The organism is Streptomyces beigongshangae, from assembly GCF_019710745.1.
Classification (GTDB): Bacteria; Actinomycetota; Actinomycetes; order Streptomycetales; family Streptomycetaceae; genus Streptomyces; species Streptomyces beigongshangae.
On sequence record NZ_JAHKJW010000009.1, the window covers coordinates 156,002 to 180,100 of the forward strand.

Below are 24,099 nucleotides of genomic sequence, written 5' to 3' on the forward strand. Positions count from 1 at the left end.
CCCCCGCCACCCCCACGCCCCCGGCGACCGCACCCGAGCAGCCGGTCCCGGACCGGTCACCGTCGACGGCGACGGCTCCGGCTCCGGCTCCGGCGCGGCAGCACCCGTCCCCGCCGAACCGCCGCGCCGCCATGGCCGTGGTGCTGCTGGTCCCGGTCCTCGCGGCCCTCGCCCTGTGGGCCTTCGCCTGGCCCGCGGCCCGTACCGCGCCCCATGAGCTGCCGCTCGGCGTGGCGGGTCCGGCGACCGCGGCCGCCCAGGTGCAACAGCGGCTCGAAGCCCGTGAGGGGGCCTTCGAGATCCACCGCTACGAGGACGGGGCCGCCGCCCGGGACGCCATCGAGGACCGGACCGTGTACGGAGCGGTCGTCGTCACCGGGCGGGGAACCGAGCTGCTCACCGCCTCGGCGGCGAGCCCGCTCGTGGCGCAGTCGCTCCGGCAGGCCGTGGCGCGACAGGCCGGCGGCGGCGAGGTGCCGACCGTCGACGTCGTACCGCTGCCCCCGGAGGACCCGCGCGGCTCGGTCCTGGCGTCGAGCGTGCTGCCGATGACGCTGGCGGGTATCGCCGCGGGGGCCGCGGTGACGCTGCTGGGGCTGCGCGGCGGGCGCGCGGTCGCCGTACTCGTCGGCGCCGCGGCACTGGTCGGCACCGTGGCCGCACTCGTCGCGGGCAGCTGGCTGGGCGCGTTCACCGGGAGCTGGTGGCCCGAGGCGGCCGTCCTGGCGCTGTCGGCACTGGCCGTGAGCGCGGCCGTCGCGGGCCTGGCGGCGCTGCTCGGCACCCCGGGCGTCGGGGCGGGCGCGTTCGTGATGATGATGCTCGGCAACCCGTTCTCCGGCGCGAGTTCGGCGCCCGAGATGCTGCCCGCGCCGGCCGGCACGATCGGTCAGTGGCTGCCCCCCGGGGCCGGGACCTCGCTGCTGCGGTCGGTCTCCTTCTTCGACGGGGCGGCCGCGGCGGGACCGGCGATGGCGCTCGCGTGGTGGGCCGCGCTCGGCCTGGGAGCGGTGCTGCTGGGCGGCGTGCTGCCTCGGCGCAGGGCGCTTGCCGCGGGCTGAGCGGGGTCGGCCGTGCACCCTCGGTGCACGGCCGTTCTGCGGGTGCCCGCGCTCTGTCGTCGTGACCGGTCGCGCAGTTCCCCGCGCACCTTTCAAGGGGCGCGGGGAACTGCGCGCTCGACCCCCGCCCACCCTCACCCGGCAACGACACACAAGCACCCACCCCGCCCTGCCCTGCCCCGCCCCACTCCACCGGGCGCGCGGCCTACGACGCGCCCGGCCCCCTCCGCTCCGCCGCGATCCCGAACCTCTGCCGTTCGCGGGGAGCGGACGCGACCTCGTGGACCCCGGACACCGGGCTGATCACCTGTTCGTCCCCGACCGCGTCGAGTTTCTCGAGTCGCTCCAGGTCGGCCGCGGAGACCAGGGCGACGAGGGGCTTGCCGTGCCGTGTCACGACGACGCGCTCGGCCCCGTACACCACACGGTTGATCAGATCGGCGAGCTCTGCCCTGGCTTGCGTCACCGGAATCTCGTAGGCCATGCTCCGCATCATAACGTCACGTACGTCCTGTACATTTTTTACAGGATCCCTCCCGGAGGAGGCGTGTGTCATGACCCGCCCGTCCGCCCGCCACGACCTGCCGCGGTCCACGGACCCGTACTCCCGGCTCCTCGAAGAGCGGACCGTCCGCCTGGGACAGGCCGGGGTGACCGCGGCCGTGCTGCTGGCGGCCGGCACGCCCGGCAGGCGGTACGCGCTGCCCGGTGCCCGTGTGCTGGTCCGGCAGCCCTCGCTCCCCGACGCCGTCCGGGGGCAGGTGTCCGACCCGGCCCGCCGCGCCGGCGAACTGACGCGCACCCGTGCGCGGCTGGAGGAGGTGCTCGCCCGGCACACCGGGCGGGGCCGGGAACGGATCGCGGCGGACATCGAGCGGGACAGGACCCTGGACGCCCGGGCCGCGCCGGCGTACGGGCTGGTCGACCGGATCGTCCCGGGCCGCGGGGCGGTCCCCGGCGCCTCCGGGACGGGGTGAACCGCCGATGCAGCCACCCGAGTTGCCCCCGCTGCCGGCACTGACCCGGGCCGAGGCCGAGTTGATCGACCGTTACCTGGAGGTGGTCGACCTGCTCGGCCGGATCGACCCGGCCCACCGGAGCGACACCTACCGCGGACTGCGCGCGGCCCAGGCGCTGGTCGGCCGGGCCGCCGCGCTGCGCGACGCGCTGACCCTGATGCACCAGCGGGGCGAACACGAGGTGCACGCGCCGACCCTGGCCCGGGCGCTGCGCGTCCTGGACGGTGAGCGGCGGGCGGGCAGGGTCGCCCTGCCGCCCGTCTCCGACACCTGACGTACGCCCGTCCACCCGGGGTCACTCAGGCAGGTGACGAGGTGTCCGCGCCGGGCCCGGAAAGAAGCGGACGGAGTACCCCCGGACAGCGTAGCCGCGGCTCTGCCTTCGAGCCCTCGGCAGTTGCGCACCATGCGCACATCCGGGACGGAATGAATCATTCAAGCGCTGGTGCGAGGGTCCTCGGCCGCCTCGGCGCCCACCCGTGGAAAGGGCTGTCCACCCGAACGGGTGAGTGGTGAGTAAGCCCACAAATCGCCGATTCCGCTCGGCTTTTGGGACACGAGTGCGTCAAGATCCCTTTCGACGACAAGCCCCCGCCACAAGCGGCGGGGCGATCCGGGCGGACGCCGAGTCCTGCCGCCGCCCGGATGACCGGTCGACAGAAGTGGATCGGCAGGAGTGGAGGACCCAGGCACGACGGGCCGCCGGAGACATCCGAGTGGTCCTTGGGGTGAAGCCGCGACAGCGGCCGGGCAACTTCGCCAGCCCGAATCCGACAGGTCATCCTTCACAGGCGGCTGACGAAGGGTTGCGCATGACTGCGCTCAATCGTGTCCCGTCGCTGTTCAGCAGGGCCGGCACCGCATCGGCCCTCACCATAGCCGCGGTCGGCGGTGGTCTCGTGGCTCCGGGCCTCGCGTCCGACGCGGAAGCGGCCACTCCCGCGACGAAGGCACTCCAGGTGGCGGCCTCCAAGAAGGGCTCCCCGTACAAGTACGGAGCCGCGGGGCCCAAGCGCTTCGACTGCTCCGGCCTCACGCTGTACTCGTTCAAGAAGGCGGGCAAGTCCCTGCCCCGCACGGCCGCGGCCCAGTACAACAAGACGAACCACATCTCCGCCACGAAGCGGAAGCAGGGGGACCTGGTCTTCTTCCACTCGGGCCGGAACGTCTACCACGTCGGCATCTACGCCGGGAAGGGACGGATCTGGCACTCCCCGAAGAGCGGGGACGTGGTGAAGCTCCAGAAGATCTGGACGAAGAGCGTCTGGTACGGCCGGGTCAGGTGATCCGCCCGCAGGGCGGCCGCGGGGGATCCCGCGGCCGCCCTGCGAGGGATCCGGCGCGGATCCGGCCGTTCAGTTGCGGTGGACCGGGCCGCGGGCGGCTCCGGGGCCAGCGCTCAGTCGGCCCGGGGCGGGCGCTCAGTCGGCCCGCGCCGACCCCACCGCCGAGGTCGTCCAGGGCAGCGTGATCGAGACGGTCTTCCCGCCCTCCGGGGTGGGCAGGACCGTGAGTTTGCCGCCCCACTCCGCGGTCAGCCAGCGGATGATCACCATGCCGCGGCCGTTGTCCTGCTGGACCGCCGCGGGCAGCCGCTTCGGGAACCGCGGATGGCTGTCGGTCACCCCGATGCGCAGTCGTTCGTCACGGTCGAGCTCGACGTCCACCGTGAAGGTGGGCGACAGGCCGAAGGTGTGCTGCACGGCGTTCGTGGCGAGCTCGGAGACGATGAGCCGGACCGTGTCGGCGGCCTCCGAGTCGGCGGGGAGCCCCCATTCGGCGAGGACGTCGGTGACGTAGGTACGGGCGGCGGAGACCGAGGCGGGATCGCTCGGCAGAGTGACGGATGCTTCCTGGTGGTCTGCCATGCGACGTCGTCCTTTCCCACGGGGCCGGAGTCGGTGTCGCAGTGCACGACTTCACGTACCGTCCCGGACCGGTGCTTGCGCCAGAGTGTCATCACCTCGGCGTTCCTGGTGCCGATCTCCCAAGATATGCATATATCTGTCGCTCGAAGCGGTGAACTCTGCCGCGCTCGACCGTATTTGCCGCGGCGGCCTGTTCATCCTCTACGGTCGGCGTGATGCCGGGCGCCGCAGCGTCGGCGCGGCGGTCGGAAGGAGACGGCCATGCAGAACGGCCCCGCGGTGCGCCGGCGGAAGCTCGGCGCCGAACTGCGTGCCCTGCGGGCCCTGGCGGGCCTCACGAGCGGCCAGGCCGCTCATCTCGTCGGCTGGCACCAGTCGAAGGTGAGCCGGATCGAGACCGGCCGCAGCGGGGTCAAGCCCGCGGACGTACGACTGCTCCTGGAGGCGTACGAGGTCCGGGACCCGGAGCTGCACGAGCTGCTCGTCACGCTGGCGGGCTCGGACGAGGACGGCCGGCAGAACTGGTGGCACGCCTACCGGGGTCTTCTGCCGTCGACGTACAGCGACTTCATCAGTCTGGAGTCGCAGGCGGACGCGATGCGCACCCTGGAGAACGCCGTGGTGCCGGGTCTGCTGCAGACACCGGAGTACGCGCGCGAGGTGACGCGGGCCGCCGTGGGCCGGCGGGCGTCCGGCGGCAGGGACGACGCGCTGGTCGACGCGCTGGTGAAGGTACGTCTCGCGCGGCAGGAGGTGCTGCGTTCGGACACGCCGCTCCGGCTGAGCGCCGTACTGGACGAGGCGGTACTGCGACGGACGGTCGGCGGACCGGACGTCATGGCACGGCAGCTGGAGCGGCTGCGGGAGGCCGCACACCTCCCCCACGTGCGGATCCAGGTACTGCCGTTCGGAGCCGGGGCCCATGCCGGAGTCACCGGGCCCTTTGTAATTTTTTCATTTACGAACAGATCTGATTTGGACGTGGTTGTTCTCGACCACTTGACGAGTAGCCTCTACCTCGAACGGAAAGAAGACCTCCAGACCTACAGCGAGACCTTCGACTCCCTCACGGTCCACGCCCTTTCGCCCTAGGACACGTTGGATTTCATCGCCGGTACAGCTGTGCAGCTGACGGCGCACAAGGAGGCACCATGCCCGCCATGCCTCGGTACCTGCCTTCCAGCACGCGACTGCACGGTGCGCGGTGGCTGCGCAGCAGCCGCAGCACGGGAATGAACAACTGCGTCGAGACGGCCCGCCCGGGCTCCGGCCCGTGGGCCGGCCTGCTCGCGGTGCGCGACTCGAAGAACACGTCGGGACCCGCCCTGCTCTTCGCCCCCGATGCCTGGAAGGGTTTCATCGACGCGCTGCGGTGATGACGTCCACGGCCCGGTCGAGCTGTCCGTCGGTGAGATCCGCGCGGGCGGTCAGCCGCAACCGTGAGATGCCGTCCGGCACCGACGGGGGGCGGAAGCAGCCGACGGCCAGACCCGCCTCCCGGCACCGCGCGGCCCAGCGCAGCGCCCGCTCGGGGGAGGCTGCGCGCACGGAGACGACCGCGGCGTCCGGGCGTACGGCTTCGAGGCCCCCGGCCGTCAGCCGCTCGTACAGAGCCGTCGCGACCGCACGCGCGCGTGCGGCACGCTCCGGTTCCCGGCGCAGCAGACGCAGGGCGGCCAGTGCCGCGCCGGCCGCCGCGGGCGCGAGCCCGGTGTCGAAGATGAAGGTGCGGGCCGAGTTGACCAGGTGGTCGACGACCCGGGCCGGTCCGAGGACGGCGCCGCCCTGGCTGCCGAGGGACTTCGACAGCGTGACGGTGGTGACCACGTCGGGCGCGCCCGCGAGCCCCGCCGCCCACGCGGCGCCCCGCCCGCCCGCGCCGAGGACGCCCAGACCGTGCGCGTCGTCCAGGAGGAGGGCCGCGCCGGACGCCCGGCACACGGCGGCCAGTTCCGTCAGCGGGGCCGCGTCGCCGTCCACCGAGAAGACCGTGTCGCAGACGGCGATCGCGGGCCCGGTGTGCGTTGCCAGCGCCTTGCCGACGGCCTCGGGGTCCGCGTGCGCGACGACCTGGGTGGTGCCCCGGGCGAGCCGGCAGCCGTCGATCAGCGAGGCGTGGTTGCCGGCGTCGGAGACGACGAGGGAGCCGTGCGGCGCGAGCGCGGTGACGGCGGCGAGGTTGGCCGCGTAGCCCGAGGAGAAGACCAGGGCGGACTCGAAACCGGTGAACGCGGCCAGTTCGCGCTCCAGTTCCGCGTGCAACTCGGTGGAGCCGCTGACGAGCCGGGACCCGGTGGCGCCGCCGCCCCACGTGCGGGCCGCCCGCGCGGCGGCCTCCGTGACCCCGGGGTGGCGGGCCAGGCCCAGATAGTCGTTCCCGGCGAGGTCGAGGAGCACGGAGTCGGCGGGGCGCGGGCGCAGCGTGCGGACGAGTCCGGCCCGGTGGCGCGCCCGCGCCTGCTCGTCGATCCACTCGAAGGGTGATCGGTTCATACGTCCTCCGGGCCATGGCTGAGGGTGTCCCACGGGTCCCGGCATCCGCTCTCCGCCCGGCCGCCCTCACCGCCTTTTGCAGGCAGCGCACAGACCCTAGCCGCCCCACCGGCCCCCCATGATGTGGCGATGCCCACACGTTGAGCCGGCTCTGTTGTCCGGTTCCTCCTTGGCCGGGTGCGGTCGGATGGGCCAGGATCGAACCTCATGGACCTGCTGAACACGCTGGTGGACAAAGGACTTCGGCGCGAGCTGCCGACCCGCGAGGAGGCACTGGCCGTACTGGCCACCTCCGACGACGAACTCCTCGATGTGGTGGCCGCGGCCGGCAGGGTGCGGCGGCAGTGGTTCGGCCGGCGGGTGAAGCTCAACTACCTCGTCAACCTGAAGTCGGGCCTGTGTCCCGAGGACTGCTCCTACTGCTCGCAGCGGCTCGGCTCGACGGCCGGGATCCTCAAGTACACGTGGCTGAAGCCCGACCAGGCGTCCGCGGCCGCGGCCGCGGGGCTCGCGGGCGGCGCCAAGCGGGTCTGCCTGGTGGCGAGCGGCCGCGGTCCCACCGACCGCGACGTCGACCGGGTCTCGGACACCATCAGGGCGATCAAGGACCGGCACGAGGACGTCGAGGTGTGCGCCTGCCTCGGGCTCCTCTCGGACGGCCAGGCCGAGCGGCTGCGCGAGGCGGGGGCGGACGCCTACAACCACAACCTCAACACGTCCGAGGAGACGTACGGGGCCATCACCACCACCCACACGTACGCCGACCGGGTGGACACGGTCCGCCGGGCGCACGCCGCCGGCCTGTCCGCCTGCTCCGGTCTGATCGCGGGCATGGGCGAGAGCGACGAGGACCTCGTCGACGTCGTGTACGCGCTGCGGGCGCTCGACCCGGACTCCGTGCCGGTCAACTTCCTGATCCCGTTCGAGGGCACCCCACTGGCCAAGGAGTGGAACCTCACCCCGCAGCGCTGTCTGCGCATCCTCGCGATGGTCCGGTTCGTCTGCCCGGACGTCGAGGTGCGGATCGCGGGCGGCCGCGAGGTCCACCTGCGTACGCTGCAGCCCCTCGCCCTGCACCTCGCGAACTCGATCTTCCTCGGCGACTACCTCACCAGCGAGGGGCAGGCGGGCCGGGCCGACCTGGACATGATCGCGGACGCCGGGTTCGAGGTGGAGAACGCGGGCGAGGCGACGCTCCCGGAGCACCGGGCCACCGCCTCGCCCGGAGCGTGCGGCGCGCGCACGGGGACCGGCGGCGGCTCGCACGCGGACGACGCAGGAAGCGGCTCGCCCGCGGACGCGGGGTGCGGGCCGCACGGGGGCGGCGCCTGCGGACCCTGCGCCCCGGTCGCCGGGGGGCGGGTCCCCGGGGGGCGGGCCGCCGGGGAGCAGGATCCCGGAGAGCCCGTACCCGGCGCGACGCGGGCCGCCGGGGTGCGTACGGACCTGGTCGCGGTACGCCGCCGGGGCGCCGGGACGGACCTCGCGCCCAATGCCTGACCTGCTCCCGCCCGCTCCCTCGGGGTCTTCCGGCCCCTCCGCGGTCTCCGCGGCCGACGCCTCCGTGCGCGAGCTGCTCGAACTCGACCGGCGGCACGTCTGGCATCCGTACGGCCCGATGCCCGGCCGGCAGGAACCGCTCGTCGTGGAGTCGGCGAGCGGGGTGCGGCTGCGGCCGGCCGGCGGGGGCGACGAGCTGATCGACGGCATGTCGTCCTGGTGGTCGGCGATCCACGGCTACCGCCACCCGGTCCTCGACGAGGCGGTCCGCGACCAGCTCGGGCGGATGAGCCACGTGATGTTCGGCGGGCTCACCCATGAGCCCGCCGTACGGCTGGCGAAGCGTCTCGTCGACATCTCGCCCGAGGGCCTCGAACACGTCTTCCTGGCCGACTCCGGGTCCGTGTCCGTCGAGGTCGCCGTCAAGATGTGCCTCCAGCACTGGCGTTCGCTCGGCCGTCCGGGCAAGCAGCGCCTGCTGACCTGGCGCGGCGGCTACCACGGCGACACCTGGCAGCCGATGTCGGTGTGCGACCCCGAGGGCGGGATGCACGGACTGTGGCAGGGCGTGCTCCGGCGCCAGGTGTTCGCCGACCCGCCCCCGGCCGCGTACGAGGAGGCGTACGCCGACCGGCTGCGCTCGCTGGTCGAACGGCACGCGGACGAACTGGCCGCGGTGATCGTGGAGCCGGTGGTGCAGGGCGCGGGCGGGATGCGGTTCCACTCCCCCGCGTACCTGCGGGTGCTGCGGGAGGCGTGCGACGCCCACGACGTGCTGCTCGTGTTCGACGAGATCGCGACGGGTTTCGGGCGGACCGGGACGCTGTTCGCGGCGGAGCACGCGGGGGTGACACCGGATGTGATGTGCGTGGGCAAGGCGCTGACCGGCGGGTATCTGACGATGGCGGCGACGCTGTGCACCGCGCGGGTCGCGGACGGCATCTCGCGGGGCGAGGTGCCGGTCCTCGCCCACGGCCCGACCTTCATGGGCAACCCGCTCGCCGCCGCCGTGGCCTGCGCCTCGATCGACCTGCTCCTCGGCCAGGACTGGCGGGCGGAGGTCGAACGCCTCGAAACGGGTCTGCGGAGCGGTCTGGCACCGGCGGCCGGGCTGCCGGGGGTCCGGGACGTGCGCGTCCTCGGTGCCATCGGGGTGGTGCAGCTGGACCACGGCGTCGACATGGCGGCGGCGACCCGGGCGGCGGTGCGCGAGGGCGTGTGGCTGAGGCCGTTCCGGGACCTCGTGTACACGATGCCGCCGTACGTCACCGGGGACGACGACCTGGCCCGGATCACGGCGGCCGTGTGCGCGGCGGCGCGGGAGGGATGACATGCCGGTACTGGTGATCACGGGGACGGGCACGGAGGTCGGCAAGACCCTCACGACCGCCGCCGTGGCCGCGGCGGCGGTCGCGGCGGGGCGGTCGGTGGCCGTGCTCAAGCCCGCGCAGACGGGCCTGCGGTCCGGGGAGCGCGGGGACGCCGACGAGGCGGCCCGGCTCTCGGGCGCGGTCACGGCGGTCGAACTCGCCCGCTATCCGGAGCCGCTGGCGCCGGCCACGGCGGCCCGGCGTGCCGGTCTCGCGCCGGTGCGGCCCGAGCAGGTGGCGCGGGCCGCGGAGAAGCTGGCCGCCGGGCACGACCTGGTGCTCGTGGAGGGCGCGGGCGGGCTGCTCGTACGGTTCGCCGACGAGGGCGGCACGCTCGCGGACGCGGCCCGGCTGCTGGACGCTCCGGTGCTGGTGGTCGCCTCCGCCGGACTCGGCACGCTCAACACGACGGAGCTGACCGCCCGCGAACTGCGGCTGCGGCGCCTGGACCTGCTGGGTGTCGTCGTGGGCAGCTGGCCGCACACCCCCGATCTGGCGGCGCGCTGCAACCTCGCGGACCTCCCGGCGGTGGCGGAGGCGCCCCTGCTGGGCGCGCTGCCCGAGGGGTCCGGCCGGCTGGAGGTCCCCGACTTCCGGGCACGGGCGGCCGGTTGGCTCGCGCCGGGGCTCGGCGGCACCTGGGACGCGCGCACCTTCACCGCCGCGCACATCGCCCCGCGTCCTGTCCGGGGGCCGCGTCCCTGAGGGAGGCGGGGGAAATCGGCGCGTCCCTCCGCGCCCGCACCGACGGGGAAGGGGTGAGGCCGCCCCTCCGGGGGGACAATCGGGGTGGGCCCACGCCCCAGGGGGAGGCATCATGCGACCGCTCGGCTCGAAGAGCGCCAGGACCGGCGCGTTGTCCCCGGCGCCGGTGCACCATCCGCTGTTCGCCCGCTTCTACGCCCGGCTCAGCGTCGCGGCGGAGCCGGCCATCGGCGTCCACCGCGACGAACTGCTCGCCGGGCTCTCCGGCCGGGTCATCGAGATCGGCGCGGGCAACGGGCTCAACTTCGCCCACTACCCGGGCACGGTCTCGGAGGTCGTCGCGATCGAGCCCGAGCGACGGCTGCGGCAGCTGGCCGTGACCGCGGCCCGGCGCTCCGAGGTGCCGGTCGACGTGGTGCCGGGGGTCGCGGAGGCGCTGCCGGTGAAGAGCGAGGCGTTCGACGGCGCCGTCGTGTCGCTGGTGCTGTGCAGTGTGCGGGACGTGCCGCGGGCCCTCGGCGAGATCCGCCGCGTCCTGCGACCGGGCGGTGAACTGCGCTTCTTCGAGCACGGCCGGGGCGGCGGCCGTGCGATGCGGGCCGGCCAGACCGCCCTGGACCGCACGGTGTGGCCGCTGCTGTTCGGCGGCTGCCACGTGGGCCGGGACCCGGTCGGCGCGATCCGGGACGCGGGATACGAACTGGGTCCCCACCGGCGGCTGTCGGTGCCCGACAGGGGTCCGCGGACACCGAGTTCGTACTGCGTGCTGGGCACCGCCCGGCGTCCGCCCGCCTCCTGAGCCCCGGCACCCTCACCGGGTCCACCGGCGCAGCTCGCGCGCGATCTCGTGCACCGTCGCCCCGCCCGTCTTGACCAGCCTCGCCAGATCGCGGACCTGCTCGGGCGAGGTGACGACCTTCAGGCCGCCGGCGACGAGGTAGGCGTACGCGACGGCCGTGGCGAACATCGCGTTCGAGCGTTCGAGCGCCGGGATGTGCAGCAGGAGCTGGAGCAGTGCGGCGGCACGGGTGTGCGGCGTGTCGTAGACGGGGACGGCGAAGATCTCGGCGTCGTGCCGGGCGACGGCGGCGACGAGGGCGCCCCAGTCGGTGACCTGGGGGTCTCCGGGGGTCTTCTGCTCCGCGACCATGAGAAGCCAGGCGAGGTCGATCCTGATGTTCCCCGATCCGCCGTCCCGGGGCCCGTCGTCCGGGGGCTCGCCGTCCGGGGGCTCGCCGTCCCGGGGTCCGTCGTCCGGTGACCCGGCGTTCCGGGGTCCGTCGTCCGGTGATCCGCCGTCCGAGGGCTCGTCGTCCGGGGGCTCGTTGTCCTGCGGTCCGTTCAAGGGCTCAGCGACGACCTTCCCGGTCCGTGCCGAACTCCTCGGCGAAGACGGACTCGTACTGCTTCATGAAGTCGGCGGCGGCCTCGACGAAGGTGTGGCCGGCCTCCCCGGTGTCCTGCCGGACCAGTTCCTCGATGTAGCGGTTGACGCTCATCCCGCGCGCCAGGGCGCGTTCGCGCGCGGCCCGGGCGGTGCCCTCGTCCACGCGCACGTTCAGCTGGGTCTTCGCCATGCTTCGAAGCTAGCGCCGAAACGCTAGCGGTGACAAGGAGGCCCCGGCGCCCGGGCCCTTAAGGGTGCCCCTTACATGGGCCCTGTCATCACCGACCTGCGACGGAGGGCACCCGGCACTTCGGAGGGATACCGGGTGTGCCCCGGATCACACTAGGCTCACCCGCGGACACCGGAGTCCGACCTAGGAGGCGGCCTTGTCCACAGCAGCGGAGCACGCCCTCGGGCACATGGGGGCCGGGGAGACAGCGGCCCGCGCCCGGGGTCTGACGAAGGCGTACGGGTCGGGCGAGACGGCCGTGCTCGCCCTCGACTCGGTCGACGTGGACATCGCGCGCGGCCGCTTCACGGCCGTCATGGGCCCCTCGGGCTCCGGGAAGTCCACCCTGATGCACTGTCTGGCGGGGCTCGACAGCGTCTCGGCCGGACAGGTGTGGCTGGGTGACACCGAGATCACCGGGCTGAGGGAGCGCGAGCTGACCCGGTTGCGGCGGGACCGGATCGGTTTCATGTTCCAGTCGTTCAACCTGATCCCGACCCTGAACGCGGCGGAGAACATCACCCTGCCCATGGACATCGCGGGCAAGAAGCCCGACGAGGAGTGGCTGGACCGGGTCATCGACCAGCTCGGCCTGCACGACCGCCTCAAGCACCGGCCCGCGCAGTTGTCCGGCGGGCAGCAGCAGCGGGTGGCCTGCGCGCGGGCGCTCGCCTCGCGCCCCGAGCTGATCTTCGCGGACGAGCCGACCGGCAACCTGGACTCGCGGGCCGGCCTGGAGGTCCTCGGCTTCCTGCGGGACGCCGTCGACGAGCTCAGACAGACCGTGGTCATGGTCACCCACGATCCGGGCGCGGCGGCCCACGCCGACCTGGTCCTCTTCCTCGGGGACGGGCGGATCGTGGACGAGATGGCCCGGCCCACCGCCGACGCGGTGCTGGAGCGGATGAAGAGGTTCGACACGATCCGCGGGACGTTCGAGGACGGCACCGCCCTCGACGGCACGGGCGCCCCCGACCGGAAAGGCGTCCTCGACCAGGGCATCGCCCCCGACCGGGACTGAGGCAGGCCGCTGTGCTGAAGGCGACACTCCGGAGTTTCCTCGCCCACAAGGGCCGGCTGCTGCTCTCGGCGCTGGCCGTCGTCCTGTCCGTGGCGTTCGTCGCGGGCAGTCTGATCTTCTCGGACACCGTCGGCCGTACGTTCGACCGGCTCTTCGCGTCCACCTCGGCCGACGTGACCGTGAGCCCGAAGGAGGATCTGGAGTCGCAACTCCCCTCCGGGGCCGTGGCGACGGTGCCCACGAGCCTCGTGGACCGCATCGCGGGGATCGACGGGGCCGCCCTCGTCCGTCCGGACGTGTCCGTCGAGAACGTCACCGTGGTCGACCGCGACAACGAGTCGGTGGGGCCGACCACGGGCGCGCCCACCATCGCCGCGGACTGGTACCCCACCGGCCGCAGCCCCGTGCGGCTGACCTCGGGACACGCCCCGCGCGGTCCCGGCGAGGTACTCCTCGACGCGGACACGGCCGACAAGAAGGACGTGGCCGTCGGCGACCCGCTGACCGTGATCGCGCAGCCCGGTTCGTTCCGGGTGGAGGTCGTCGGCATAGCGACCTTCAGGACCACCAACCCGGGCGCCGCGCTCGTCTTCCTCGACCCGGCCGTCGCGGCGCAGCAGCTGCTGGGCCGGACCGGGGTCGCCACCAGCGTCGAGGTGGACGCCGCGCGAGGGGTGAGCGACGCGCAGCTCAAGCGGCGCATCGCCGACGGGATCGGCTCCGGCGCCTACGAGCTGGAGACGGCGGACGAACAGGCCGAGACGGCCGCGTCCCAGCTCGGCGGGTTCCTCGACGTGATCAAGTACGTGATGCTGGGCTTCGCGGGCATCGCGGTGCTCGTCGGGGTCTTCCTCATCGTCAACACCTTCTCCATGCTGATCGCCCAGCGCACGCGCGAACTGGGCCTGATGCGCGCGATCGGCGCCGACCGGCGGCAGGTGCGCCGGTCCGTGCTCATCGAGGCGACCCTGCTGGGCCTGGTCGGTTCGACGTTCGGCCTGGCCACAGGGATAGGGCTGGCGATCGGGCTGATCGAGCTCATGGGCGTCCTCGGCATGAACCTGGACTCCACCGAGATGGTCGTCGGATGGGGGACGCCCGTCGCGGCGTACGTCGTCGGGGTGGGCGTCACCTTCGTCGCGGCGTACCTGCCGGCCCGCCGCGCCGCCGCGGTGTCGCCGATGGCCGCGCTGGCGGACGCCGAGATCGCCGGTGTGGGGCGGCCGTTGCGGACCCGCGCCGTCGTGGGGTCGGTCGTCGGCGCAGTGGGCGTCGCCGCGCTCGTGGGCTGCGCGACCGCGACGCGGACCTCGTCCGCCGCCTCCCTGCTGGGCCTCGGTGTCGTCCTCACCCTCGTCGCGACGGTGATCGCGGGACCGCTGCTGGTCCGCCCGGTGATCCGGGTCCTCGGCGGGGTCTTCCCCGCCCTGTTCGGGCCGGTCGGCCGGATGAGCCAGCGCAACGCCCTGCGCAACCCGCGCCGCACGGGTGCCACGGCGGCCGCCCTGATGGTGGGGCTCGCCCTGGTGGGCGGGATGTCCGTGGCGAGCGCGTCCATGACCGCGTCCTTCGACCAGCAGATCGACAGGACGCTGGGTGCCGACTTCGTGGTGCAGAACGCCAACTTCATGCCGTTCCCGCAGGAGATCACCGAGAAGGTGGAGGCCACGGACGGCGCGGGACTCGTCGTCCGGCAGCGGTTCGCGCCGGTCGCCGTCCGGCTGCCGGACGGCGACCGCGTCGAGACGACCGCGGCGGGCTACGACCCGCGGCTGGACGACGTGGCCCGCGTCACCTACGCCGAGGGGGACTCGGCCGCCGCGCTGGCGGACGGGAACATCGCCATGGACGCGGATTTCGCCGCGGACCACGGCGTACGGGTCGGCACCACGGTTCCCGTCGAGTTCCCCGGCGGGCGGAAGGCCGGGCTGAAGGTGGCGGCGCTGACCGACCAGGACACCGCGGAGGGCTTCGGGACGCAGGGCGGGCTCTTCCTCGGCTTCGCGACCGTCGCGAAGTACGTGCCGGACGGCCAGGACTCCGCGCTGTACGTGAACGCGGCCCCGGGCTCCTCCGACGCCGCCCTGCGCTCGAACCTGGACGAGGCGCTCGACCCGTACCCCCAGGTGCAGGTGCGCGACCTGGCCGACTACAAGAAGCTGGTCCACGACCAGATCGCCGTGCTGCTGTACCTGGTGTACGCCCTGCTGGGGCTCGCGATCGTCATCGCGGTGCTCGGTGTCGTCAACACGCTGGCCCTGTCGGTCGTGGAGCGCACCCGGGAGATCGGGCTGCTGCGCGCGATCGGGCTCGCGCGGCGCCAGCTGCGCCGGATGATCCGGCTGGAGTCGGTGGTGATCGCCGTGTTCGGCGCGGTCCTCGGGCTGGTGCTGGGGCTCGTGTGGGGCGTGTGCGTGCAGCAGGTCCTCGCCCTCCAGGGGATGACGGCGTTCGCGATCCCGTGGACCACTCTCGTCGCGGTCGTCGTGGGATCGGCGCTCGTGGGCATCGTGGCGGCACTGCTCCCGGCGCTGCGCGCGTCCCGCATGAACGTGCTGGCCGCGATCGCCCACGAGTGAACCGACCGGCTGCGCCCGTACGGGAACGGGTGCGGCGCGGGAGCGGTTCGTACGGCTCGGCGGGCGCCGCGCCGACGCGATGGTGCCGCAACACGACGAAACCGCGCACCATGCCTGGCGCGCGGCGGGGTACGCGCCGGAAGAGCACCGGCGGCGTCGGGTCAAGCCGCTGGTCGACCGACCGCAGCCGGGCCCGCCCCGGTCTCCTGATCCGAAGGACCAGATGACCCCCGTCCCCTGTCCCCCCGCCCCCGCCCCCGCCCCCGTTCCCGTTCCCGTTCCCGTTCCCCAGGAAAGGTGTGAGCGTCCGACCATGGGCGAGCCCCCCGACAGCCTCCGGCCCGGCGCCCCGCCGCGCCGACACCGCGCGCTTCTCCCGTACCTGTCCGATCATGGGACGGAGGTGACCCGATGACCGAAGTGCTCCTCCTGGCCCTGGCGGTGCTGCTCTCGCTTGCCTGCGGCGCCTTCGTCGCGGCCGAGTTCTCGCTGACCACGGTCGAGCGCAACCAGCTGGAACGGGCTGCCGAACGCGGCGAGGTCGGCGCGGCCGGCGCCCTCAAGGCCGTACGGAATCTCACCTTCCAGCTCTCCGGCGCCCAGCTCGGCATCACCGTGACCAACCTGGTCGTCGGCATGCTCGCCGAGCCGTCCGTCGCCGCGCTCATCTCCGGTCCCCTCGAAGCGACCGGGCTGCCGCGCTCGGCGACCTCGTCGGTCGCCCTGGTGATCGGTACGGCCCTGTCGACGGTCTTCCTGATGGTCGTCGGCGAGCTGGTGCCCAAGAACTGGGCGATCTCCTCGCCGCTCGCCGTGGCCAAGCGGGTGGCGACGCCGCAGCGCTGGTTCAGCGCGGTGTTCCGTCCGTTCATCTCCCATCTCAACAACACCGCCAACCGGGTCGTACGCCGCTTCGGCGTCGAGCCGGCCGAGGAGCTGGCCTCCGCGCGCGGACCGCAGGAACTGGTCGCGCTGGCCCGGCACTCCGCGAAACTGGGCGCCCTGGAACCGGACACCGCCGAGCTGTTCGTGCGCACGCTGAACCTCGCCGACCTCACCGCGGAGAACGTCATGACGCCGCGGGTCCAGGTCATCTCCCTCGACGTCCAGGCGACCTGCGAGGACGTGGCGAACGCGACCCGGGCGACCGGTCTCTCCCGCTTCCCCGTCCACCGCGGCACCCTCGACTCGGTGGTCGGGGTCGCGCACATCAAGGACGTCATCGGCGTACCGGCCGACCGCAGGGCCCGTACGGCCGTGTCGCAGGTGATGCGCGAGCCCCTGCTCGTACCGGAGACGCTGACCGTGGACCGGCTGCTGGACCGGCTGTCCGGCAAGCGCACGATGGCCGTCGTCATCGACGAGTACGGCGGCACCGCCGGGGTCGCCACCCTGGAGGACATCGTCGAGGAGGTCGTCGGCGAGGTGCGCGACGAGCACGACCCGCACGAGACGCCCGATCTGGCCCCGGCCGGCCGGGACGAGGAGGGCCGCACGCTGTACTCGGCCGACGGCTCCCTGCGCATCGACCGGCTCGCCGGGGTCGGGCTGCGCGCGCCCGACGGGCCGTACGAGACGCTGGCGGGTCTCATCGCGACGGAGCTCGGGCGCATTCCCGCCGAGGCGGACACGGTCGAGGTCGCCGGGTGGCGGCTGGACGTGGTGGACGCGACGGGCCGCCGGGCCGCACGGGTGCTCATGCATCCGCCGCCCCCCGGGGAAACCGAAGAGACCGGACCCGAAGAGAAAGAAGAGAGAAAACAGAAAGAAGAGAGAAAACAGAAGGAACAGAAGGAACAGGAAGAAGAAGCGAAGGAAGACGCCGGAGCCGAGGGAGGGCGGAAGCGATGATCGCCGTACAACTGCTGATCGGCCTGGCGACGCTGGTCGTGAACGCCTTCTTCGTGGCGGCCGAGTTCGCGCTGATCTCCGTACGACGCAGCCAGATCGAACCGTACGCCGAGGAGGGCGACCGGCGGGCGCGCGGTGTGCTGTGGGGGCTGGAGCACGTGTCCGCGCTGATGGCGGCCGCGCAGCTCGGTATCACGCTGTGCACCCTGGTCCTCGGTGTGGTCGCCGAACCCGCGATCGCGCATCTGCTGGAGCCGGCGTTCCACGCGGCGGGGATGCCGTCCGGCACGGGGCACGCGATCTCGTTCGTGATCGCGCTCACCGCGGCCACGTATCTGCACATGCTGTTCGGCGAGATGGTGCCGAAGAACGTCGCCCTCGCCGAGCCGGTGCGGACGGCCCTGCTGCTCGGACCGCCGCTGGTCGCCCTGTCGCGGGCGCTGCGGCCGGTGATCTTCACGGTCAACGCGTTCGCCAACGGGCTGCTGAAGCTGCTGCGTGTCGAGGCACGGGACGAGGTGTCCGCGACCTTCTCCGACACGGAGCTGGCCCAGTTCGTGAAGGACTCCAGCGAGGCGGGGCTCATCGACGACCGCGCCCAGGAGCGTCTGCACGACGCCCTGGAACTGGGCCGCCGCCCCGTGCGGGACGTGGTGCTGCCGCTGGAGAGCGTGGTCCACGCGCGCGTGGGCGTCACCCCCGAGCAGCTGGAGGCCCTGTCCGCCGAATCCGGCTTCTCCCGCTTCCCGGTCGTGGACGACGGGCTGCGCATCGTCGGCTACCTGCACGTCAAGGACGCCCTGGACGCGATGCCGCGCGACCTGCCGTTCCAGGTGCGCGACATGCGGTCCATCGCCCGCATCCGGGAGAGCACACCGCTCGACGACGTCATGACCGCGATGCGGCGCAGCCGTACGCACCTGGCGGCGGTGCTCGGCGCGGACGGGCGGCTGGCCGGGCTGGTGACGATGGAGGACGTCCTGAGGGAGCTGTTCGGCCAGCCGGTGTGACACGGCCCGTGCCCCCACCGGTCACCGCGTCCGCTCCGCGGAGCGGCAGACCGGTGGGTATGTGCACGCGCTATCATTTCCTCCGCCATGCAGACGAATGCCACCTACACCAGCCTTGTCGCGGTCGGCGACTCCTTCACCGAGGGCATGTCGGACCTCCTGCCCGACGGCACGTACCGGGGCTGGGCGGATCTCCTCGCGGCCCGGATGGCCGCGCAGACGCCCGGCTTCCGCTACGCCAATCTGGCGGTGCGCGGCAAGCTCATCGGACAGATCGTCGCCGAGCAGGTGGATGTCGCGGCGGCGATGGGCCCCGATGTGATCACGCTGGTCGGCGGCCTCAACGACACGCTTCGGCCCAAGTGCGACATGGTGCGCGTCCGGGACCTCCTGGAGGAGGCCGTCGAGCGCCTGGCACCGGCGTGCAAGCAGCTCGTCCTGATGCGCAGCCCCGGCCGCCAGGGCCCGGTCCTGGAGCGGTTCCGCCCTCGCATGGAGGAACTGTTCGCCTGCATCGACGACCTGGCGGCCCGCCACGGCGCCCTCGTGGTCGACCTCTACGGAGCGCGGTCGCTGGGCGATCCGCGCATGTGGGACGTGGACCGGCTGCACCTGACCGCCGAGGGGCACCGCCGGGTCGCCGAGGCGGTCTGGCAGGCGCTCGGACACGCGGCGGAGGACGCCGAGTGGCACACCCCGATCCCGCCCTCCGCCCCGCCCCGGTGGGTGGCCCGCCGGACCGCCGACGTGCGCTTCGCCCGCCGGCACCTCCTGCCGTGGATCGGCCGCCGGCTGACCGGCCGCTCGTCGGGCGACGGCCGCCTGCCCAAGCGCCCGCAGCTGCTGCCGTACGAGGAGTACAAGGGTTCGTACAAAGGCGCGACGGAGTAGCCGGAGCGGGGCGGCCCAGGCGGAGCGGCCGGGCCGAGGCGGGGCCGGGCCGAGGCGGCCGGAGCGAGCGGTCCCACGACCCGCTCGAACGAGACAGGGCTCGGCCGCACACGCATGGGCCGACAGCATGCGATCCCTGGCCCGGGGCGCCTACGACTGGTCCGGCGCCACCGCCCGCTGCAGCGCGGCAGGAGCCGAACTCGCCGCATCCACCGGCTACGAAGACACCCCGGCACGTAGGCGGCTCGGCGTGAGTTCATGGAGCCCGTGGTGCGGACAACCGATCAGCCGAGTCTAGCCGTCCGAGTCGTGGTCATGGGGGATTCCCGTCGAAGGGGTGCTGCTGCTCCCGCTGCTTGGTGGCGCAGACGGTGATCTCATAGGGTTCCCGGCATGGATCATCTCAAGGTGGCTGTCGTCCAGGCGGGCTCCCGGCTCTTCGAGACATCACAGGCGCTGCAGAAAGCTCTCGCCCTGATCAGCGACGCGGCACGGCAGGGAGCCGAGGTGATCGTGCTGCCGGAGGCGTTCCTGGGCGGTTACCCCAAGGGGCTGGACTTCGGGGTCACCGTGGGCCGGCGCTCCGATCCGGGACGGGAGGAGTTCCGCCGTTACTGGAGCTCGGCCGTCGACGTCCCCGGGCCCGAGACGGACGCCCTCGCGGCGCTGACCCGGGACCTGGGCTGCCACGTGGTGGTGGGGGCCGTGGAACGCAGCGGCCGTACGCTGCACTGTGTCGCCCTGTTCTTCGGTCCGGGAGGGCTGCTGGCCAAGCACCGCAAGCTGATGCCGACGGGCGCCGAGCGTTCCATCTGGGGGTTCGGTGACGGGGCTTCGCTCGCGACCGTCGACACCGGCCGGGCGCGGCTGGGGTCCGCGATCTGCTGGGAGAACTACATGCCGCTCTTCCGTACGGCCATGTACGCGAAGGGGGTGGACGTGTGGTGTGCCCCCACGGTCGACGACCGGGACACCTGGCAGTCGACGATGCGTCACGTGGCGCTGGAGGGCCGGTGCTTCGTTCTGAGCGCCAGTCAGTACCTGCTGCGCCGCGACCTGCCCGCGGACACGCATCCGGTCCAGGGGGACGATCCGGACACGGTGCTCATCGGCGGGGGCAGCGTCATCGTCTCCCCTCTCGGCGAGGTGCTCGCCGGACCGTTGCGCGACGGGGAAGGGATCCTCACCGCCGAGCTGGATCTCGGTGAACTTCCCCGGGCGCGTTTCGACCTCGACGTGACCGGCCACTACGCGCGACCGGACATCTTCTCGCTGCACGTCGACGAACGGCCGAAGGAGGGTGTCGTCCTGGGCGGCCCCGGTGATCAGCCTTCCCGCCCTCCCGTCACACAGTGACGCAGTGACGCAGCAGCGCCCGCACCTCGTCCTTGCTGTCTCCCTCCAGCGTCACCCTGCCCAGGATCGTGGCGTGGCGCTGGCGGTCCGAGGCCAAGGACTCCAGCTCGTGCGCCGAGAACCCGTCCTCGCTCGGGGCAGCGGGGCTCGGGCGCACGAGGACACCGGGACGGCGGGCGGCCAACTCGTGCGCCCGTGCCAGCTGCCGGGGATCCGTGGCGACGAACTGCCCGGCGACGCGTCGCGTGCCGTTCGCCTCCTGCTGCGGTGCCCGGCGCTCCAGGTGGGCGGCGAAGGCGGCTTCCGCCCACTGGATCCCGGTGGCCCGCTCGACCAGGGTGACCAGGCCGAATCCGGAGAGCCTGAATCCCATCTCCAGAAAGTGCGGCCCCTTCACGTTGTGGATGAGATCCACGTGAAAGGGCCCTTCCCGGTAACCGCTCGCGTCCAGGCACGACTGCGCCAGCTCGTGCAGGGCCTGTGGCGCGCTGGTACCGGGCAGGGCGATATGGCCGGCTTCCCTGAAGCCCCGGAGAGCACCGGCGCCGTCCAGGAGCACGATCTTCTCGCAGACGGACAGCACCCGCGCCGTGCCCTCCCAGGCCAGGCACTGCAGCGAGTACTCGGTGCCCTTTACACACTCTTCCACCAGCACTCCGGCGAAGGCAGCGCCTCCGTAGTTGCAGGTGGCGGAGACGGCACGGAGCGCGTGTTCACGTTGCGACACGTCGCGCACCAGGAAGACGCCGATCCCTCCGGCCCCGTCGACCGGCTTGACCACCTGGGGAAAGGTCAGCGCCTCAAGGACCGGGGCACGGACACGGCGGTTGCCGGTCGTGGCCGCGGCGGCCGGCTCGTGACGGTCCGGGTACACCTGTACGCGCGCGTATCCGGGCTGCGGCACGGCGGGGGCGTGCACAGCCAGCGCCATTCGCTGCGCTGCCTTGTCCGGTGCGGTGAAGCCGGTGCCGCAGTGCGGCCACGGGGGGATGCGCTCCCGCGCGGCCAGGCGGAAGGCGCTCTGGACGTAACGATCGAAGCCGGCCAGTGTGAGCGCGGGAGCGATCCGGGCGGCGTGCAGGGCGGCCGCCACCTGCTCGGTGTCCTCAGGCGCGGTGACGGGGATCTCCACGTCGTAGGCATGGCGGCGCAGTCGCTGACGCCACTTCAGCATCGCGGGGGTGTCCACGAGCACGGCGGGCATGGCACGGCGCTTCGCGCACTCCAGGTAGGAATCGAGTCCGTCGCGTGTGGCGCCGAGTTGGACGAACGCGTCGGTGATACCGGTCATCGCCGTCACCGCCCCGAGATGATCTCGGTGACCTCGGGGCCGTCCGAGGAGTGCCGGGTGCGTATGGGGCCTTTGTGGGGGTCGCCCGCGAGGATGCTCAGCACCAGGGAGGGCAGCATGTCGGCGGCGTAGAGCGTTTGCAACTGACCCGGTGCGAGACCGCTCAGGTCCTCCAGTTCCCGCCACAGCCCCCGGTCGCCTTCCGGAACGCCCGCGTCCCCACCCGCGGCAGGGGCTCGCAGCAGCGCGTGGACGGCCGACTGGTGCGGCAGGAGATGCGGGGCCTGGTTTCGCAGACAGCGCTCCAGTCCTTTCCCTCCGGCGGCGAACGGAGCATGGACCATGCACACCAGATGCCGTTCCTGAAGTCCGTAGGCGTCCCGGGCGAAGGAGTTGACCTTCTCGCGCAGCACTTCGTGCGAGCCGGGCGCGGCGTACCGGTCGGCCATGACGTCGATCAACTGCTGCGGGAACTCCTTCTGCTCCATCAGGCGCAGGGCGAAATCGACGTACTCCCGCAGGCCCTCGCGATAGTCCCGCCCGAAGAGGTGCTCGGCTTTCAGCCCTCTCAGGTGCGCCATGAGTGCGGGGTTGGCGCAGTCGGATTCGGTGAAGCTGAACGCCAGGTCGTCGAAGACGAATCCCAGGTGCTCGGTGAGCAGACTCCAGTGGCTGCCGGCGTCGTACGAGGTCTCGCCGTAGATGGAGAAGAACCGCAGCCCGGTGGGCACCCGGGAGGCGACACCGTGTTCCGGCTCGGTTGCCCTTTCGCCGTCGCCGTGGATGTCGCGGAAATAGGCTTTCGCCACGTCGTCGAGTGCTCCCAGCACCGCGGGGAAACCGTGCCCGTTCCGCCTCTCGGCGCGCTGGGGCACCTGACGCGACAGGCGATGGATCCATGCCGTATAGGCACGCTGCTCCCGTGCCGAGTCGCCGGTGACGATGAGATCGGCGCCCGCGCCGTGGGAGGCGGCGATCCCGAAGGCGTTGGCCATGCTCAGGTTGCAGGCGTTGCAGAAGGTCGGCCGGGCGTCCGCAGCGGTGCGGTGTCCGGTCATCAGGATGTCCGCCCGGTTGCGTGCCACCACCGCGTCCGCCTGCGGCGCGTCCACCCGGAAGGGCCGCACCGCGTTACCGTCGATCATCAACAGCTCACAGTCCGGGTCCTGGTACATGCCCAGTGCGAGATAGGCACGGTGAATGTTCTCCATCACCGCTCTCGGCATTCCCGCGTGCCGGTTCGTCGCCGACCGCAACGAGAAGGGCCATCCCCGCATTTCCTTGAACAACAGCTGGACCGCGCGCATGAATGCCAGCGTGTAGCTGCTGTCCTTTCCGCCACCGTAAGCGACCAGTACGATACCGCCTTTTTTTGTCCCTTGCTCACACAGGCATGCGTACAAGCGGTCCGCGGACGCCCGTGCGGCCTTCCGGTCCTCGACCGAAAAAAAGGACAGCAGCTGACGCAAGATTTGGTCATGCGTCCCGGTGACTGTCCCAGAGCGAGAAAGTGCGTGATGTGCCGTTGAACGAGTCATCGCTTCTCCGTCCGTACCGAACCGCGCGACAGATTGCCGCTCAGGCCCGGCGGTTCACCGGTGTCACCCATCGGATCCGCACACGCATATCGACTCCGGTGGTCCGAGGCGCGGCACTCCGGCGCGCGGGCCAAGACCTGGACCGAGCCGCTCCGCGCCTGCTCCGTTCGGGTTCTTCTTGCTGGATCTTCGTCAACAATCCTGCTCCGTCCGCTGACGGCCCTCACTCCGCGGGAGCGGTTCGCTCGGGGCGGTCGGCGACCGCTCTCCCCCGGCGACAGGGCCAGGATCAGAAATGCGATCCCGTCGTGCCAGAACCTGCCGGTGAAGCCGACCTGTCAGCCGCCGGACAAGCCGGGGCGGGGGTCGCCGTGGTGGGGGTGGGTGCGGCGGTGGAGAGGGAGCTTTCGTCATGCATGCACCCGGGGTACCGGCCCGACCGTCCCGCAGGCGGGAAGAGGCGCGGCGTCGGTGATGTCGTAGTGCGGGCGCCGGCGGTTCACGGGTCCGCCCACCAGCGGGAGCCTGGCCGTCCATGAGCCGTTCGTAGACGTCCTCGTCGTACAGGGTGACGCGGCCGGCGCCCTCGTGGACGTCGGGGCCGAACCGGTGGGGGGAGACGTACAGGACGTTGCTTTGTCCGGTGCCCACGCGGTGTCCACCCGGTGTCCGCCTCGGACGTCACCGTCGCGGTGCCGGTGTCGTCGGTGGACGCCAACGGCCGGCTCTCGGCGCCCGTTGCCCGGATGCCGATGCCGATGCCGCTGAGGGGTTTGTTGTCGCTGTCACTTGCCGTGAGTTTCACGTTCCACGCCATCGGGCCCTGCCTCCTGCGGTGAGGGGACGCTCGGTTCGTGACCCACGTACAGCCCTGAAATGTCCTGATTATGGGCAGTGCGCGCGGAGGCGTCCAGACCTGTTCGCGCCGTC

Annotated in this window: 24 protein-coding genes, 1 pseudogene and 1 riboswitch; of the genes and pseudogenes, 18 read left to right on the forward strand and 7 right to left on the reverse strand. The window is 72.5% G+C overall.

Annotated features, from left to right (window positions below):
* The first annotated feature begins 131 nt into the window (after positions 1 to 131).
* A complete protein-coding gene (locus KM933_RS09510) occupies positions 132 to 1,061 on the forward strand; it encodes an ABC transporter permease (protein WP_221350291.1) in 930 nt (309 codons plus the stop codon).
* Positions 1,062 to 1,266: 205 nt separating this feature from the next.
* Here the strand turns inward: KM933_RS09510 and KM933_RS09515 are convergent, their stop codons facing one another.
* Positions 1,267 to 1,545 (reverse strand): type II toxin-antitoxin system Phd/YefM family antitoxin, encoded by a 279-nt coding sequence (locus KM933_RS09515; RefSeq protein WP_221350202.1) that lies wholly within the window; start codon positions 1,543 to 1,545, stop codon positions 1,267 to 1,269.
* A 70-nt stretch (positions 1,546 to 1,615) separates the two neighbouring features.
* Between KM933_RS09515 and KM933_RS09520 the strand changes: the two genes are divergently transcribed.
* From KM933_RS09520 to KM933_RS09530, 3 genes are all read left to right on the forward strand, one after another.
* Complete coding sequence (locus KM933_RS09520) at positions 1,616 to 2,038, forward strand: ATP-dependent Clp protease proteolytic subunit (RefSeq protein WP_221350204.1); 423 nt, start codon at positions 1,616 to 1,618, stop codon at positions 2,036 to 2,038.
* A 7-nt stretch (positions 2,039 to 2,045) separates the two neighbouring features.
* Positions 2,046 to 2,354: a hypothetical protein gene (locus KM933_RS09525; protein WP_221350206.1), complete on the forward strand. Its 309-nt coding sequence runs from the start codon at positions 2,046 to 2,048 to the stop codon at positions 2,352 to 2,354.
* Positions 2,355 to 2,724: 370 nt separating this feature from the next.
* Positions 2,725 to 2,889, forward strand: a riboswitch (cyclic di-AMP (ydaO/yuaA leader).
* Positions 2,890 to 2,892: 3 nt separating this feature from the next.
* Entirely contained in the window at positions 2,893 to 3,366 is a 474-nt protein-coding gene (locus KM933_RS09530) for a C40 family peptidase (protein WP_221350208.1), read from the forward strand.
* A 135-nt stretch (positions 3,367 to 3,501) separates the two neighbouring features.
* On the opposite strand, the gene KM933_RS09535 is transcribed toward KM933_RS09530, so the two are convergent.
* Positions 3,502 to 3,948 carry an ATP-binding protein gene (locus KM933_RS09535; protein ID WP_221350209.1) on the reverse strand — a complete coding sequence of 149 codons (447 nt, stop codon included), beginning with the start codon at positions 3,946 to 3,948 and terminating at the stop codon, positions 3,502 to 3,504.
* Positions 3,949 to 4,209: 261 nt separating this feature from the next.
* On the opposite strand from KM933_RS09535, the gene KM933_RS09540 reads away from it, so the two are divergent.
* Together KM933_RS09540 and KM933_RS09545 are read left to right on the forward strand one after the other, a co-directional pair.
* Complete coding sequence (locus KM933_RS09540) at positions 4,210 to 5,040, forward strand: helix-turn-helix domain-containing protein (RefSeq protein ID WP_221350212.1); 831 nt, start codon at positions 4,210 to 4,212, stop codon at positions 5,038 to 5,040.
* Between the two features lie 59 nt (positions 5,041 to 5,099).
* A complete protein-coding gene (locus tag KM933_RS09545; RefSeq protein ID WP_221350213.1) occupies positions 5,100 to 5,324 on the forward strand; it encodes a DUF397 domain-containing protein in 225 nt (74 codons plus the stop codon).
* Here the strand turns inward: KM933_RS09545 and KM933_RS09550 are convergent.
* Entirely contained in the window at positions 5,305 to 6,441 is a 1,137-nt protein-coding gene (locus KM933_RS09550; protein WP_221350216.1) for an 8-amino-7-oxononanoate synthase, read from the reverse strand. The genes KM933_RS09545 and KM933_RS09550 overlap by 20 nt on opposite strands.
* A gap of 207 nt (positions 6,442 to 6,648) precedes the next feature.
* Between KM933_RS09550 and bioB the strand changes: the two genes are divergently transcribed.
* The 4 genes from bioB to KM933_RS09570 all read left to right on the forward strand — a co-directional run bounded on the left by bioB (position 6,649) and on the right by KM933_RS09570 (position 10,815).
* Positions 6,649 to 7,941 (forward strand): biotin synthase BioB, encoded by a 1,293-nt coding sequence (gene bioB, locus KM933_RS09555; RefSeq protein WP_221350218.1) that lies wholly within the window; start codon positions 6,649 to 6,651, stop codon positions 7,939 to 7,941.
* Between the two features lie 118 nt (positions 7,942 to 8,059).
* Positions 8,060 to 9,271 (forward strand): adenosylmethionine--8-amino-7-oxononanoate transaminase, encoded by a 1,212-nt coding sequence (locus KM933_RS09560; protein ID WP_260333309.1) that lies wholly within the window; start codon positions 8,060 to 8,062, stop codon positions 9,269 to 9,271.
* Position 9,272: 1 nt separating this feature from the next.
* Positions 9,273 to 10,016, forward strand: coding sequence for a dethiobiotin synthase (gene bioD, locus KM933_RS09565; RefSeq protein WP_221350220.1), 744 nt, complete (start codon positions 9,273 to 9,275; stop codon positions 10,014 to 10,016).
* Between the two features lie 112 nt (positions 10,017 to 10,128).
* Positions 10,129 to 10,815: a class I SAM-dependent methyltransferase gene (locus tag KM933_RS09570; RefSeq protein WP_221350222.1), complete on the forward strand. Its 687-nt coding sequence runs from the start codon at positions 10,129 to 10,131 to the stop codon at positions 10,813 to 10,815.
* 12 nt (positions 10,816 to 10,827) lie between these two features.
* Here KM933_RS09570 and KM933_RS09575 read toward each other — a convergent pair whose 3' ends face one another.
* Positions 10,828 to 11,166 (reverse strand): fic family toxin-antitoxin system, toxin component, encoded by a 339-nt coding sequence (locus KM933_RS09575; RefSeq protein WP_221350294.1) that lies wholly within the window; start codon positions 11,164 to 11,166, stop codon positions 10,828 to 10,830.
* Between the two features lie 199 nt (positions 11,167 to 11,365).
* Positions 11,366 to 11,593: an antitoxin gene (locus KM933_RS09580; RefSeq protein WP_221350224.1), complete on the reverse strand. Its 228-nt coding sequence runs from the start codon at positions 11,591 to 11,593 to the stop codon at positions 11,366 to 11,368.
* Between the two features lie 196 nt (positions 11,594 to 11,789).
* On the opposite strand from KM933_RS09580, the gene KM933_RS09585 reads away from it, so the two are divergent.
* From KM933_RS09585 to KM933_RS09610, 7 genes and pseudogenes are all read left to right on the forward strand, one after another.
* Positions 11,790 to 12,653: an ABC transporter ATP-binding protein gene (locus KM933_RS09585; protein WP_260333287.1), complete on the forward strand. Its 864-nt coding sequence runs from the start codon at positions 11,790 to 11,792 to the stop codon at positions 12,651 to 12,653.
* 11 nt (positions 12,654 to 12,664) lie between these two features.
* Positions 12,665 to 15,232 carry an FtsX-like permease family protein gene (locus KM933_RS09590; protein ID WP_221350226.1) on the forward strand — a complete coding sequence of 856 codons (2,568 nt, stop codon included), beginning with the start codon at positions 12,665 to 12,667 and terminating at the stop codon, positions 15,230 to 15,232.
* Between the two features lie 31 nt (positions 15,233 to 15,263).
* Positions 15,264 to 15,407 (forward strand): annotated as a pseudogene (locus KM933_RS39135) (GNAT family N-acetyltransferase); the annotation flags it as partial.
* Between the two features lie 236 nt (positions 15,408 to 15,643).
* Positions 15,644 to 17,083, forward strand: coding sequence for a hemolysin family protein (locus KM933_RS09595; RefSeq protein WP_221350228.1), 1,440 nt, complete (start codon positions 15,644 to 15,646; stop codon positions 17,081 to 17,083).
* Positions 17,080 to 18,093, forward strand: coding sequence for a hemolysin family protein (locus KM933_RS09600; RefSeq protein ID WP_221350230.1), 1,014 nt, complete (start codon positions 17,080 to 17,082; stop codon positions 18,091 to 18,093). Before KM933_RS09595 ends, KM933_RS09600 begins: the two co-directional genes overlap by 4 nt.
* An 87-nt stretch (positions 18,094 to 18,180) precedes the next feature.
* Positions 18,181 to 18,984, forward strand: a complete 804-nt coding sequence (locus KM933_RS09605) for an SGNH/GDSL hydrolase family protein (protein WP_221350232.1) — start codon at positions 18,181 to 18,183, stop codon at positions 18,982 to 18,984.
* 393 nt (positions 18,985 to 19,377) lie between these two features.
* Positions 19,378 to 20,340, forward strand: coding sequence for a nitrilase-related carbon-nitrogen hydrolase (locus tag KM933_RS09610; RefSeq protein ID WP_221350234.1), 963 nt, complete (start codon positions 19,378 to 19,380; stop codon positions 20,338 to 20,340).
* Here the strand turns inward: KM933_RS09610 and KM933_RS09615 are convergent.
* Positions 20,330 to 21,631: an ATP-grasp domain-containing protein gene (locus KM933_RS09615; RefSeq protein WP_221350236.1), complete on the reverse strand. Its 1,302-nt coding sequence runs from the start codon at positions 21,629 to 21,631 to the stop codon at positions 20,330 to 20,332. The genes KM933_RS09610 and KM933_RS09615 overlap by 11 nt on opposite strands.
* Before the next feature lie 5 nt (positions 21,632 to 21,636).
* Complete coding sequence (locus KM933_RS09620; protein WP_260333288.1) at positions 21,637 to 23,100, reverse strand: PqqD family protein; 1,464 nt, start codon at positions 23,098 to 23,100, stop codon at positions 21,637 to 21,639.
* Positions 23,101 to 23,834: 734 nt separating this feature from the next.
* Here KM933_RS09620 and KM933_RS09625 point away from each other — a divergent pair.
* Entirely contained in the window at positions 23,835 to 24,008 is a 174-nt protein-coding gene (locus KM933_RS09625; RefSeq protein ID WP_221350238.1) for a hypothetical protein, read from the forward strand.
* Positions 24,009 to 24,099: the final 91 nt, after the last annotated feature.